Genomic DNA, 13,427 nt, shown 5'->3' with positions numbered 1-13,427 from the left:
GAACGATTTATGTTCATGATCTTGCCCTGCGGTCTACATGCTCAAATTTTAATTTAATAAGAAGTATAAATAATTGATGATATTTAAAATAAAGAGCAATTAATAAATAGTCCTTATTATCACATTAGCGCTTACTGTTAAAAAAATAAACCTTACAGCAGCGCGAATTCAACTCCGAAGTGCACCACTCGCTAAATTAGGCAGCCCAGCGTAATTCATTGAATACCGCGACAGGTTGCCTGAAGCCGAGACACTTTCTCGGTCTGGCATTTAATGCCCGTTCAATCTCAGCAATTTGCTTGTCCGTTACTGTCCGCAAATCGGTGCCTTTACGTATGTATTGGCGAAGCAAACCGTTGAAGTTTTCATTCAGTCCTCGCTCCCAGGATGAATATGGGTTTGCGAAGTAAATATCCGTTTTAAGTTTCTCTGCGACCAGCTCGTGGTCACAGAATTCGCTGCCGTTGTCCGCCGTGATAGTTCGAACATGCCTGCGATATTTCCACAACATGCCAACCATGGCTCGGGCCACATCGGCTGCGCTTTTCGCTGGCACTTTGCGTATCAGATACAGCTTACTTTTACGCTCTACCAAGCTAACAATCGCGCCCGTTCCTTGCTTGCCCAAAACCGTGTCAGCTTCCCAGTCACCGAACCGCTTCTTCTTATTCACGATAGCGGGACGATGTTCTATGCCAACGCGATTCGGGATAATCACACGCTTCGCGCGGTTACCTTTACGGTATCTTCGGTGACTCTGGCGCAGTCGTTTATACAGCTTGCCGCCGCGTAACTTGTCCCGCTGGACATAACCATAAATCCATTCGTGACTGACGTCATATCCAATGATTTTACCCACGCCAGCGATTTGTTCCGGACTCCATTTCTCGTTGAGACCGAACTCAACAAAAGTCATCGTCAGGTCAGACACTCTGTATTTTGCTGCCTGACAACGTCGTTTTATTGCCTTCGCCTGAGCGACTTCCGGTAAATAATGGCTATCACGTATTCGATTGCGATTTACTTCCCGACTAATAGTGCTATGACTCACTCTCAGACGTTTTCCAATCTCCCGATAACTGAAACCCTCGCGTAAGTAGGCCTCAATCTGATATCGTTGTCCCTCGATCAACTGCTTGTAACTCATGGTAATACTCTAATTGTTTGGCGACGTTAGAATATCACCAACAGGCAGTTGATCGTCTGTCACCCATTAACCATGAGTGGTGCACTTATTATCTGAATTCGGGAGTCGTTTTATCCTAGGAATAATTAGCTTCCTTTATTTATTACATCAGCGTTATGTATTTGGCTACTTGAGCTTATAAATTAATGTTTCTATCCGCACATTAAATAATATAAATATTGAAGGATTACGCCTGATACATATTTTTAGGAACATTATTAAATCTATTATTTATCTGTGTTAATTGTAATTAAACCTTACGAAAAACTAATTGTTACGGGAAGGATAGCTTAGAGCTATTTGCAAAGCACCATCTGGCTCATTCACCATCAATTTTGATACTCTATTTAACATAATATACATTATGCGCAATTAATTATATGGACGATTAGGGCGTTAATGTCGCTCTATTTGGTTGGTTTGTTGGCTGTGATTACTCACAGACTTTTATGCGTGGCTGCTGTTTTTGTGCTTCGGCCTTACCGCACTTGCTTCAATTGTGACAGTAGCTTTTATAGAAATTCGCAATGAACTTTGGATTTAGACATGGAATTTATAAATCGTGCGCTACGTGAAATCTGTAGCACTACACCTCGCAAAATGTATTTTTATTCACGTAGCGTCACGTTAGTTTTTTGATTAATTATGGGGATAACTAACAAACAGAAAGAATCAGTCTTTGTATTTTTATACTTGGCTTTAATTTATTAAATGTGGATTTTTAGCTATTTAAAATGTTGCAGTGTTTTTTTGAGTTGTAGTTAATCAGATTTAATCTGATTAACTACAAAAAGTAACTCGATCGATCACTTACGTAGACTACATTGTTTGTGGAATGCAGAGATTATATAGACTGGCTAGCTGTTTACTTTCAGCATTTTTAGTAGTGACTTTGGCAGTAATAACTTACACGTTTAGTTATCATTATAAACGCGCTCAATTCGCTTAATATCGTCTTCGTAATCTAATGCCAACTTTGCACGTTCGTAACTTTGCTTCGCTAACTTAGACGCCGCCTCAACAAAGTCTCTTTCTATTTTAAAGCACGCTTTAATTGTTTTTAGTGACTTTTGTATTCGGATAGCAACCTCAATATTTGCAGCACCATCACGGGCAATGCTGGTGTAAGCATCGTCAAATAGATCATTCACATTTAACGCAGGCAATGAAATGCGGTCATATTTAAACTCCTCATGCTGAGCGCTATCGTTTTGTGAGTTTTCAGTTTCGGATTTGGGCTTATGCCACAACAACATAAGGCGTGTAATGCAGCTAATGGTATTTATTGCAGTACCATGGTCATTAACCGATGGCGATAATGCACGAGATGCAATTTCGGCTAGTACGATAAAGCCAAAGCGAGGATCAGCCTCAAAGGACCTGGCTTCACCTATAGTAAATGCGTCAACAATTTCATCTGATAATACCTTTTTATTCGAATACGCTATGGCACGCTCTGGTGAGACAAACTCACCGGGTAACATGGCGACATTAATAAAGCCGTCGTTTTTATCAGCCCAGTGTTGCAGTTTGGCAATGTCTATAAGCTGAATATAGCCCACTTTTTTAGTATAAATGGCATGCGTCCCCTGCTCTTTTATTTGCTCTTGTGGTACTGCGCCTAAGCACGGCATATCTATTCTGTTTTTAATCGCACGTGTTGTGGCGTGCTCCACTTTTAATAACGTTGACCCCACGCGCCCTAATCGTGCAACGCTGTCTACCCACCGGATAAAAGTTAAAATAACTATCGAAAAAGCCAGACAGGTTAGACAAAATAAAATGAAAAGCCCGGCTTCATCGAAAAAAGCTTGAGTCATTGCAGTAAGCGCTACAGCACTATAGATAAATGCGCCTATGAAAACTGACAGTGCATTTTGTGATACATCATCGGATATTATAAGGCTTAGAGAACGCGGCGTTGACGACTGACTGGCCGAAGCATAAGCATTGACCATGGTACCTGCAGAAAACGTGGCGATCACCATCATGCTAGATGCCATTATTGAGAGCAGTGTTTCAACTGATTCGGGTTTTATTTCAGGAATATGCTCAGCCAATGAAGTCCCGTCTGCTACTTTAGCGACGAATACAGCAAAGATTGAGAGCAAACAAAAGCCAAGAGGTTTTACCCAAAGTTTTTCTTTTACACTGTATAAAAGGAAACGCAGTCTATCTACGGTAATCGGTGCTTCCACAACACTCTCCTTGTATGTTCACTATGCGTTATACGTATTGTAAGAAACAAATGATTAACCTGGCCACGTCATAAAGAAGCGTTACCTTTGATAAAAACGAATACCACTATCTTTCATTTGCTTTTAGTGGTTTTCTATTTCCTGAGCAACGTTTTGAGCAATATCGTACATTTTCCCAGTTTTTCTCCCATTTCTTGCGCCATGTAAACGGCCTTTCACAGACGGGGCACATTTTTGTGGGTAAATCAGACTTCTTCATTTTTCGTAAGTTTTGATAAAAATATGCTCGCGTCCTGTTTCATGGCCTCTATGTTTTCTTCTTTCATTCGCCCGTAGGTCTTATAAATCATGGCCATGCGGTGGTTATTACTTAATTTTTCTTTATGCTTATCAATAAAATGCCAATACAAATAGTTGAACGGGCACGCCTTTGGACCGGTTTTTTTCGAAACCTGATACCCACAGTTCTTGCAGTAGTTACTCATTTTATTGATATAGCTACCACTAGCGACATAGGGCTTGCTAGCTAAGTTTCCACCGTCGCTGTACAATATCATGCCCGCCACATTGGGCAATTCAACCCATTCATAAGCATCGGCATAAACAAGTAAATACCACGCTTGTACCTCTTCGGGACTTAATTCAGTTAACAAGCTGAAGTTGCCTAAAACCATCAACCGCTGTATGTGGTGCGCATAGGCGTTTTGTTGGGTTTCTTTTATGCATTGGCGCATACAGTTCATATTCGTCTGGGCGTCCCAAAAGAATGATGGCAATGCGCGGCTGTTATTAAAGTAATTATCGGTTTTTAGATTTGGCATAAAGTGCCAGTAGAAGCCTCTGACATACTCCCTCCAGCCCAGAATCTGGCGAATGAATCCTTCAGCAGAATTCAGTGGAACTTGCCCTGCATGGTACGCTTGTTCGGCGGCTTGAATGGCTTCTTTAGGCGTCAACAAACCGCAGTTCAGATAAAACGCGATATGGGAATGATAAAGCCAAGGTTTCCCCTCGACCATAGCGTCTTGATACTGACCGAAATTTGGTAGTCTTTCTTCTATGAAGGTATTTAAAACGTTGAGCGCATCTTCTCGCGTTACCGCAAAGTGAAAGTTATCGATATCACCAAAATGGTCGCTGAATTCGTCTTTTACTAGTTCAATCACATTCGAAGTAATGTCGTCAATGTCGAATGTGGTGTGCTTAGGGACTTTGTGCGTTTCCGGCATAGATTCACGATTTTGGGCATCGTAATTCCACTTGCCACCAATGGGATTTCTCCCGTCCATGAGCACGTTGTGTTTACGACGCATTTCACGGTAAAAAAACTCCATGCGAAGCTGTTTTTTACCTTCCGCCCAGTCTGAAAATTCTTGTGGTGTGGATAAGAAACGATTGTCTTCACAGATAGTAACGGGTTTACCAAGTACGCTTTCCCATTGCTCCATGCTTTTGAGCAACCGGTGCTCACCTGGCATGGTCACTTTTACTTCGTCAAAATCATTTCCGCTAAGTTCATGCTTAACCTGAGCGAGCAAATCGCCCTGATTGTTTTTGTCGCTATAATGAACATAGTTAACGTTAAAATTGTCGTCTCGCAACGCTTTGGCAAAATGACGCATTGCGCTAAACAAAAACGCTATCTTCTTCTTATGGTGCTTAACGTAGGTGGCTTCTTCACGAACTTCGGCCATCAAAATTGTGTCTTTGCTTTTTACTGCATTGGCAATTGCTGGCAACGTCTCTGTAAGCTGATCGCCTAAAACTAAAATAAGTGCTGCCATACCCTACTCTTTTATTTGCTGGAATGCGTCTAGCGCGCGTTGACGCGATGCTTTTAAATCAACAATTGGCTTTGGGTATTCCTTACCAAGTTCAATCCCTGCATCTTTAAGTACCGCACTAGGTGCTTCCCATGGCTTGTGTATGTACTTATCCGAAAGCTTATTTAATTCTGGACAATACTTACGTACATAATTGCCTTTTTTATCAAACTTTTCGCCTTGTAGTATTGGGTTAAATATTCTGAAGTAAGGCGCTGCGTCTGCTCCAGAACCCGCAACCCACTGCCAACTGGCACTGTTACTGGCAAGATCAGCATCTAATAATGTGTCCCAAAACCATCTTTCGCCTTCATGCCAACTAAGCAATAAATTTTTAACCAAAAACGAGCCCACAATCATGCGCACGCGATTATGCATGTAGCCTGTTTGCCATAGTTCTCGCATGCCAGCGTCAACAATAGGAATACCCGTTTTTCCTTTTTGCCACGCTTTAAGTGCCTTTGCATCTGTGCGCCAAGGAAACTTATCGAACTTATCGTTGAAGTTTCTATTTGGCAGCGTTGGAAAATGAAATAGCAAGTAATAGCTAAACTCACGCCACCCTAACTCGCTCAAATAGGTTTCAATGCTTTTGTCTTCGCTATTTCCGAATTTATCTTTTATTGCGTACCACACTTGGTTTGGCGAAACCTCGCCAAAATGTAAATGCGGCGATAAGCGTGACGTTCCTCGTGATGAGGGAATGTCACGCCCGTCTTTATATTGTCGTGCAGAATTTTCAATAAAGTCAGCTAAATTGTCAGCGGCGCCGTCTTCGCCTGGTGTCCACTCTTTAGTGATGGTTTCATCCCACTTAATAGTGGGTAGCAAGTCTAGCGATGCTAATTCAATACCCTCATTTTCTACGTCTGCATAAGTTATGCGTGCTGGCGGCGCTTTAGGGTATCGCGGCTCTTTAGCTTGCAAACAGCCTTTCTTGTAATAAGGCGTAAATACGCGGTACGGTGTGCCGTCTTTTTTAAGTACTTTCATTGGCTCCCATAAAAGACTTCCATTACAGCTATGTGCTTCGTAATCGCTATCAATTAGAGATTGCTTAATCGCTTTGTCACGATTGATTTGCCAAGGCTCGTAACATCGATTCCAAAAGACGCCTTTTGCATTGAATGCTTTCATTAACTTTGGAAGCAGAACTTGTGGATCACCTTTAAAAATTTGCATGTGACCGTTTAGACGTTGGTTAAGAGAAGCGAGAGAATGATGAAGCCACCATTTGCTGGCTCCTCCAGGTACTCTTCCGTCAGGGGTTGTATCATCATAAATATAAATGGGTACGATATTACCCATATCACACGCAGCATTTAATGCCGGATTGTCTTTTACGCGAAGGTCTTGTCTGAACCACATGATGCTAACAGGAACTGTCACTTTTTTTCCTCAGGCGTTGCGCCAAATCTAAATATATTTCGTATTGGTTATCTTACGAAGTTAAGCGGTTTCAGGATCCGTGTAATCATTAAAAAAGCACATAAATTAGTATGAAAAATCAGCAGTCTAACTATAAATCTGAAAATACTTGTCAACGAGGCCTATTCTGGTTCAGGCACGACTTGAGGCTTCACGATAATGCGGCTATTTCTGCATTATGCGACGAGGTCAGCCAAGTCACGTTCGTTTATATTTTGGATGACAAAAACTTTACCCCAAATCCATTCGGTATCTCTCCAATGGGCGAACACAGGCACACCTTTTTGCTACAGACACTGATAGACTTAAAACGCAAACTAGCAAAGTTTGGACACGAACTACTGGTTGTAAAAGGCAGTGCCGCTGAGTGTTTGGTTGAACTATTAAGATTTGGGGAATATACACATCTTGGAGTGAGCCAATATTGTGGCTATGATGAGACTGCAGAGTTAAACACAGTTAAGCGCTTCTTCGAAAAACTAACCGTTATCGAAACTTCCACCTTTGGATTGTTTGAAGCACAATCACTCCCATTTAGTATTGAAGAAATGCCCGATGTTTTTAGCCCTTTTAGAAGAAAGGTAGAAAAACATTGCGAACCATTAGCGGTTCACCCCACTATAGAGCGACTACCTCCCTCTTTTACACCGGCGATAGACGCGTCTTTTTTAGTAACGCTCGACCTCGATTTGCCTGAACCTTCAGATTCGACGTTTATTGGTGGTGAAACCGCGGCGCTCTCACAACTGAACAAATACTTATTTGCCTGGCATGCGGCCCCAACCTACAAGGAAACACGTAACGCACTAGACACATGGAGAGATAGTACGAAGTTATCTGCTTGGTTAGCTAATGGTTCTCTTTCTGTACGAGAAGTGATGAGGCAATTACATCACTTTGAAGAGACTGTTGAAAAAAATGACTCCACTTACTGGACCAGCGGGGGCATTTGAACGAAAACCTACGGTTTTGAATCCTGTGGCACCCTCGAAACCGTAGGTTTCCGTCAGATAGCCGCTAACCCGGCATTTGCCCTTAAAACTTGGTCATCTTTGGAACATTACTGAATATTCAATGCTGTGACAGCCTTTTTCATAGCGAACCCTGGAGTTGTTTGAATTGTCCTAGGATCATCGCCTTTTCCTGAAGAATTACCTTGTTCTCATCGGTCAGATACGTCACTTTATCCTGGATGGTTTTCACCTCGGTTTTGGTGGCCTTCAAAGCTTGGGATAACACGGCCAATTCCTTATCGACATCTGCTTTCTGAGCAGTGAGAGCTGCTATTTTTTCTGCCAATTGCTCATTTTTATGCTGGTATTCCTGGTTCTTCGTCATGGCGTCTTCAAGGTCGCGCTTCAGGTTCTGGGTCTCATCTACCTTTCCGTTCAAATCCCTGTTTAGCGTCGCATTGGTCTGTTCAAGTTTATCTGCATTGCTTTGTAACTGCGCATTGGCATCAAATAACTCGGACACTCTTGACTCAGCCTGGTCGAACCGGTGTTGCAGTTCCTGCATCTGGTCTTTCAACCCCTGGGTATCGATCCGGAACTGTTCGCGTTCTTGCTGACGGTCTTCGGCAGTGCGCTGCTGATAATGTTCAAAATGATCGCGGATGTCCTTATTTTCCTGCTTAAGTTCCGCAATACTTTCCTTTAATTCAGCGGTTCGCACAATGGCTTCGTCTCGTTGGGCCTCGGCTTTGACCACGCTGATACGCACATCTTCCAGAGACTTGTCTAACGCGCTTTTTTCTTTGTTCTGCCGTTCAATCTGGCTCTCAAGATCCTGTTGTCGGGCAGTAAGTTGCGCGATGGTGTTTTTGGAATCGGCCAATTCTTTGCGGAGTTCTTTATTTGACGCCTCAAATTCCTGACGGGTCTCCTCAATACGGTGGTCGGCCATCTGCTGTACCCGCTCGTGGAGTGATTTCACTACCTCCACCAGGTCATTCGGGAGTCCACCGATATCGGCTACCTCTCCGTTGTCTGATCGCCAACGCTTGAGCAGCGGCGCGATGGTGCTTTTGCTGCCGGTGCCCATATGTTCCCGCACTCGATCCACCGTAGGCTCCTGGCCTTGGGTTTTGATGGCTTCGGCGGCTTTGGCGACATCGTGGTAAGTGACTCCGGCGCGTGCCATAGGGAGATTTCCTCTCAAACTATTTAGTAACGTATTATGTAACACGTAATATAACATTATATTTATGCTTATCAAAGTTTCTTGAGTTTCAATTGTTAACCTTCGATAATAAATGTTATCGTTGGTTATGGTATTAAGCTGAAAATCTTCTGCTTGTAACGCCGGTACATAGCCGCCTTTCTGGTCACACCGATAGGAATACAATTCATGAACACCAAACCACCCAAAATGGCCACCGACTTAGCATTACGTAATGAGGAATCGAACCAGATTGCTCATCGGGAATCCGAGTCACTGCGGCACTACCTCCAGGCGGCCACCTCCGATAACACCCGCAAGGCCTACCGATCCGCCATTCGCCAATTTGAGAAATGGGGTGGCCGGTTGCCGACTGACCGAGATACGGTGGTGCGCTATCTGCTCGCCAGGGCCGAATCGCTCAACGCCCGGACGTTAGATCTCCACCTCACCGCCATTAGCCAGTGGCACCATTACCAAGGCGTCACTGATCCGGTGCGCGATCCCCTGGTGCGGAAAACCATGGAAGGCATTCGTCGCACTCATGGCCAACCCAAACGCAAGGCCAAGGCCCTACGCCTGGAACACATCGCACAAATGGTGGATTACCTGCGGTGTTTGCCGGATAGCAAAAAGAAGCATAGGGATATCGCCCTGGTGTTGACCGGCTTTTTCGGCGCTTTTCGTCGCAGCGAACTGGTGGCCATTCAAATCAGTGATCTGAATTGGGAGCCGGAAGGCCTGATCATCCGGTTGCCGCGCTCCAAAACGGATCAACAGGCGGCAGGGCTGGCCCGCGCCTTACCTTTCGGTACGCCAGGTTGTTGTCCGGCTACAGCAATCAAGGCCTGGATGGATAGCGCTGAGATTGATAGCGGCCCGCTCTTTAGGCCGGCTAACCGCTGGGATCAGGTGACGCCCAGGCCTCTGAACCCAGGGGCAATTAATGACTTGCTCAAAACCCTGGGCAAGGCCTGTCAGTTCGACTTCGTGCCCGAGTTGAGCAGTCACAGTTTTCGCCGCGGCCTTTCCACTTCGGCGGCTCGAGAACGGGTAGACTTCGAGCTGATCAAGAAACAAGGCGGCTGGAAAAGCGATGCAACGGTCTGGGAGTACATCGAAGAAGGCCAGCAACTTTCGAATAATGCCTCGCTGATATTGATGGAAAAGTTGGTCACGCTGATCGACCCCGTATAACCCGACAAATCACGAATCCCACTCTCAATTCATCTTTGCGTCTCCAGCGCTGCCCGTATCGCTTTCGCCAGATCCTCGGGCTGGCCCTTGCCCCAATAATGCAGGAAATAGTAGGAAGGCGTTTCACCGGTCATATGGTTGTGCAGCGCCACGATGTGGATGCCCGCCTGACGCAGCGCCCGCATCACCGGCTGGATCTCGTCCGCGGTCATGGCAAAATCCCCATCGACGACCGCCTGCTTCTCATTCCCGGAGAAGGCGGCCCAGGTGGACAGGCCCATGGATGCGCCAAATTCCACACCGTGCATTCTGGCGCTGCGCCCGAACGTGAATTTCAGCACCTGCCCGTTAAGGCTGCCCTCGGCATCCAGAATCTTTTCCAACGTCTTGGTGTTGTATTTGCCGGTGATATCGGGCACATCACCCGGAAATCGTTCTTGCGGTACGGGATGCTTTTTACGCACTTGTTTAATGGCATCCCACATGGCCTTAACGCCTTCGGCGAGTGACTCGGCGTTTCGTCCATGGCCGCCGATGTGCATAAAGTAAACCGGCGGACGGTCGAACACGAAATGGTTGTGCAGCGCGGTGATGTCCAGGCCGTGGGCAAAGGCGGCGTCCATGGCCGGGGTGATTTCATCCTCAAACACCACCGTATCCCCCATCACCATAACACCACCCTCCGGCAAGGCCTTGAACGCGGCCCAACTCCCGAGGCCCGCCGGCGGCGGGAACTTCATACCGTCAACGGTGACGGGCACGTCGTCGCGCTTCCAGCCGATACGCACCACGCCATCAGGTTTGGCCGTTGCCTGGGTGCCAGCCGCCTGGCCAATGGCCTTATCATCGAGGCGGCCGGAATCGTCGGCCATTGTTATGGATGCTTGAATGAATAAAGCGCACATTAGAATGAATGCTCGAAGCGGAGACATTGTCATGGCTATTCCTCTTTTTTTGTTGCTGTGAAACATTTTTGGCTGTATTGGGGGGTTACGCCGCCGGGGCGCCTGCAAATAACAGATGGTACACAATACCCAGCAGTGCGCTGACTAAAATCATCGGCAACATGCCCACCTTAAAGCGCAACATAGCGATAAAGGCGCCCGCGGCCAGCGCGACGCTGACAATGTGGATGCTGCCCCAGGCGGGTATCAGCAGTAGCATACCATAGGCCCGTACAGTTTCAACCTCGTTAAAGGCGACGTGCACCGCGAACCAGATGGCGAGATTCAGCATCACGCCCACCACGGCCGCCGTGACCGCCGACAGCGCCGCGCTCACCGCCTGGTTGCCGCGCAGTGTTTCCACATACGGCGCGCCCAGGAAGATCCACAAAAAGCAGGGAACGAAGGTGACCCAGGTGGCTAAAACCGATGCCAAGATGCCTGCTGTGAAGGGGTCGAGCGTTCCCGGAGCCCGGAAGGCCCCCATAAAGCCCACGAATTGCACCACTTGGATCAGCGGGCCGGGTGTAGTTTCCGCCATACCCAGACCATCCAGCATTTCCCCCGGTGCCAGCCATCCATAGTTTTGTACCGCCTCCTGGGCCATGTAGGCCAGCACCGAATAGGCGCCACCGAAGGTGACAACCGCCAGTTTGCTGAAGAAAAGCCCAATCTGGGTGAACACATCCTCATAGCCCAAGGTCACAAGCAGGGCGACAAGTGGCGCAAACCACAGCGGCAGCCAGACGGCGAGCACCTTGAGTGCCCGCCCCCGTGACGCCCGGGTATGGCTTGCCGCGCCGCCCTCCATCATGGCATCAATCGCACGCCCGGCGTCCTCGGGGGTATCGTGCCCCTTGATGACCACAAAGCGTTCCGGATCGACATGCCGACCCAGCAGACCGATCAATCCGGCGGTAACGATTACGATCGGGAAAGGCACGGCAAAGAAGAAGATCGCCACGAAAGCGGCGACCGCCAATGCGTACATGTAGGCGTTCTTGAGGACGCGCTTGCCGATGCGGATCACCGCCTGGATCACGATCGCCAGCACGGCCGCCTTGATACCGAAAAACAGGGCCTGCACCAGTGACGCTTCCTGATATCCAGCGTAGAGCAGACTGAGCACCAGAATGCTGAGAAAGCCCGGCAGCACGAACAGGGCGCCCGCAACCAGTCCACCCTTGATGCCATGCAGCAGCCAGCCGATATAGGTGGCCAGTTGCTGGGCTTCAGGTCCGGGCAGCACCATGCAGTAATTCAGCGCGTGCAGGAAGCGGCTCTCACTGACCCATTGCTTTTCATCCACCAGAATACGGTGCATCACCGCGATCTGGCCGGCGGGACCGCCAAAGCTCAGGATGGCGACCCGCAACCAGACACGCACGGCCTCCCCGAAGGTGATGTAATGGCCGAAAGCATTGAGGTTACCAGCGGTCGCATCCCTGGTGATTTGATTGGACCCGCTGCTTGGCGGTGCAGATGAAGTTGACGGTTCGTGCATGGTTATTGTTCCTTAACGTAAGTGACCAACAGGCTGTCGAAAACCTGATTGGCAGCTTGTAATAATTGATCATCATCGCTATGGGTTTCGCGCAGCCCTATCAATACACACTCGACCCCGGCGGCCTCCGGCGGCTGATGTCCCCCCACATCGAGGTAGTGCACGAGTTTTCCAAGCCGGAGTAGCGCGGGTGAATCCAGGTCGAAGCTCGCCAGCAGCGTTTCGAAAGTGACTTTTTCTTCCACGTGAGTAAAGGTCGCCCCATCGAAATCGAACCCCAGCGCCTCATCCGGGCAGTCGTCCGGCGAGGCCAGCCATAAAAAGCGTGCGGATGGATCGATGAAGCGGCCAATCAGCCAGGCACTGGCCAAACGGTCCACCCACGGCCGACGCCGCGTCGCCCAGAGCCTGCCTTGATAATCGGCTCGATCAAGACGGCGGATTGTGCGAGGTTCGGGCTGCGGCTCATCGGGAGACAAGACCCGGTTGGCATCGCTTTCCAGCTGTTTCAGAGCCGTATCGATTCGATCCCGCGCGGCACCGGGGAAAAAATCGATGGCTGACAGTCGCGTGAAGCTTTTGCGCAGTTTGCGTGTTTCCTTCATGACCTCCATGGCGGTTTCCGGCAAGAGCTTTGCCCGCAGGTCCGCCATCGCCGAGTCCAGCGACTCATAGTCTTCCGAGCGATCGAATAGCGCGGGGAACGCTTCGGTTTCAGGATCATTAGCGTGCAGTACATGGGCGGTCCCGCCATTATCACGGACATCCTGGGCAATTGCCTCTAGCTTTTCGGCATGATCAGAGATGGCTGGCAGTAGATAGACGCCATCACGCAGCGAAACGGCCCCCAGGGCTTTGATGGCGCGCCATGCCCGCATGCGCACGGTGGCGTTTTCAGTGGGGAGTGAAAGTATCAGCAGTATCCAGGACATGCGTAGATCTTAGCACATATATGTTATAATCTCTACACATTTTTAAACCGAATAA

Annotated in this window: 11 protein-coding genes; 2 read left to right on the top strand and 9 right to left on the bottom strand. The window is 47.8% G+C overall.

The features are described 5' to 3' along the window. Positions 1 to 196 precede the first annotated feature (196 nt). The 5 genes from ACX5KA_RS04300 to ACX5KA_RS04280 form a co-directional block, all read right to left on the bottom strand. Entirely contained in the window at positions 197 to 1,147 is a 951-nt protein-coding gene (locus ACX5KA_RS04300; RefSeq protein WP_458730500.1) for an IS30 family transposase, read from the bottom strand. Positions 1,148 to 2,100: 953 nt separating this feature from the next. Continuing rightward, positions 2,101 to 3,384, bottom strand: a complete 1,284-nt coding sequence (locus tag ACX5KA_RS04295) for a DUF2254 domain-containing protein (protein WP_458730499.1) — start codon at positions 3,382 to 3,384, stop codon at positions 2,101 to 2,103. Between the two features lie 106 nt (positions 3,385 to 3,490). Next, complete coding sequence (locus tag ACX5KA_RS04290; RefSeq protein ID WP_458730498.1) at positions 3,491 to 3,643, bottom strand: DUF2256 domain-containing protein; 153 nt, start codon at positions 3,641 to 3,643, stop codon at positions 3,491 to 3,493. Then, positions 3,630 to 5,168 carry a cryptochrome/photolyase family protein gene (locus tag ACX5KA_RS04285; protein ID WP_458730497.1) on the bottom strand — a complete coding sequence of 513 codons (1,539 nt, stop codon included), beginning with the start codon at positions 5,166 to 5,168 and terminating at the stop codon, positions 3,630 to 3,632. Before ACX5KA_RS04285 ends, ACX5KA_RS04290 begins: the two co-directional genes overlap by 14 nt. 3 nt (positions 5,169 to 5,171) lie before the next feature. After that, positions 5,172 to 6,596, bottom strand: coding sequence for a cryptochrome/photolyase family protein (locus tag ACX5KA_RS04280; protein ID WP_458730496.1), 1,425 nt, complete (start codon positions 6,594 to 6,596; stop codon positions 5,172 to 5,174). Between the two features lie 110 nt (positions 6,597 to 6,706). On the opposite strand from ACX5KA_RS04280, the gene ACX5KA_RS04275 reads away from it, so the two are divergent. Further along, a complete protein-coding gene (locus ACX5KA_RS04275; RefSeq protein ID WP_458730495.1) occupies positions 6,707 to 7,588 on the top strand; it encodes a deoxyribodipyrimidine photo-lyase in 882 nt (293 codons plus the stop codon). Positions 7,589 to 7,727: 139 nt separating this feature from the next. On the opposite strand, the gene ACX5KA_RS04270 is transcribed toward ACX5KA_RS04275, so the two are convergent. Then, entirely contained in the window at positions 7,728 to 8,777 is a 1,050-nt protein-coding gene (locus tag ACX5KA_RS04270) for a DNA-binding protein (RefSeq protein WP_020744755.1), read from the bottom strand. 207 nt (positions 8,778 to 8,984) lie between these two features. Between ACX5KA_RS04270 and ACX5KA_RS04265 the strand changes: the two genes are divergently transcribed. Further along, entirely contained in the window at positions 8,985 to 9,992 is a 1,008-nt protein-coding gene (locus ACX5KA_RS04265) for a tyrosine-type recombinase/integrase (RefSeq protein WP_020744756.1), read from the top strand. A gap of 29 nt (positions 9,993 to 10,021) precedes the next feature. Here ACX5KA_RS04265 and ACX5KA_RS04260 read toward each other — a convergent pair whose 3' ends face one another. The 3 genes from ACX5KA_RS04260 to ACX5KA_RS04250 all read right to left on the bottom strand — a co-directional run bounded on the left by ACX5KA_RS04260 (position 10,022) and on the right by ACX5KA_RS04250 (position 13,372). Then, on the bottom strand, positions 10,022 to 10,864 hold the full coding sequence (locus tag ACX5KA_RS04260) for a DUF1259 domain-containing protein (RefSeq protein WP_197044467.1): 843 nt from the start codon (positions 10,862 to 10,864) through the stop codon (positions 10,022 to 10,024). 118 nt (positions 10,865 to 10,982) lie between these two features. After that, positions 10,983 to 12,440, bottom strand: coding sequence for a chromate efflux transporter (gene chrA, locus ACX5KA_RS04255; protein ID WP_020744758.1), 1,458 nt, complete (start codon positions 12,438 to 12,440; stop codon positions 10,983 to 10,985). A 2-nt stretch (positions 12,441 to 12,442) separates the two neighbouring features. Beyond that, positions 12,443 to 13,372, bottom strand: coding sequence for a chromate resistance protein ChrB domain-containing protein (locus ACX5KA_RS04250; protein ID WP_020744759.1), 930 nt, complete (start codon positions 13,370 to 13,372; stop codon positions 12,443 to 12,445). Positions 13,373 to 13,427 lie beyond the last annotated feature (55 nt).

The organism is Alteromonas alvinellae, assembly GCF_902705805.1.
This window is presented reverse-complemented; position numbering and strand designations above follow the sequence as displayed.

Coding starts and splice junctions, on each gene's coding strand:
- ACX5KA_RS04290 (WP_458730498.1), bottom strand. CDS start 3,643: ATGAAGAAGTCTGATTTACCCACAAAAATGTGCCCCGTCTGTGAAAGG.
- ACX5KA_RS04270 (WP_020744755.1), bottom strand. CDS start 8,777: ATGGCACGCGCCGGAGTCACTTACCACGATGTCGCCAAAGCCGCCGAA.
- ACX5KA_RS04275 (WP_458730495.1), top strand. CDS start 6,707: ATGAAAAATCAGCAGTCTAACTATAAATCTGAAAATACTTGTCAACGA.
- ACX5KA_RS04300 (WP_458730500.1), bottom strand. CDS start 1,147: ATGAGTTACAAGCAGTTGATCGAGGGACAACGATATCAGATTGAGGCC.
- ACX5KA_RS04260 (WP_197044467.1), bottom strand. CDS start 10,864: ATGGCCGACGATTCCGGCCGCCTCGATGATAAGGCCATTGGCCAGGCG.
- ACX5KA_RS04250 (WP_020744759.1), bottom strand. CDS start 13,372: ATGTCCTGGATACTGCTGATACTTTCACTCCCCACTGAAAACGCCACC.
- ACX5KA_RS04265 (WP_020744756.1), top strand. CDS start 8,985: ATGAACACCAAACCACCCAAAATGGCCACCGACTTAGCATTACGTAAT.
- ACX5KA_RS04285 (WP_458730497.1), bottom strand. CDS start 5,168: ATGGCAGCACTTATTTTAGTTTTAGGCGATCAGCTTACAGAGACGTTG.
- chrA (WP_020744758.1), bottom strand. CDS start 12,440: ATGCACGAACCGTCAACTTCATCTGCACCGCCAAGCAGCGGGTCCAAT.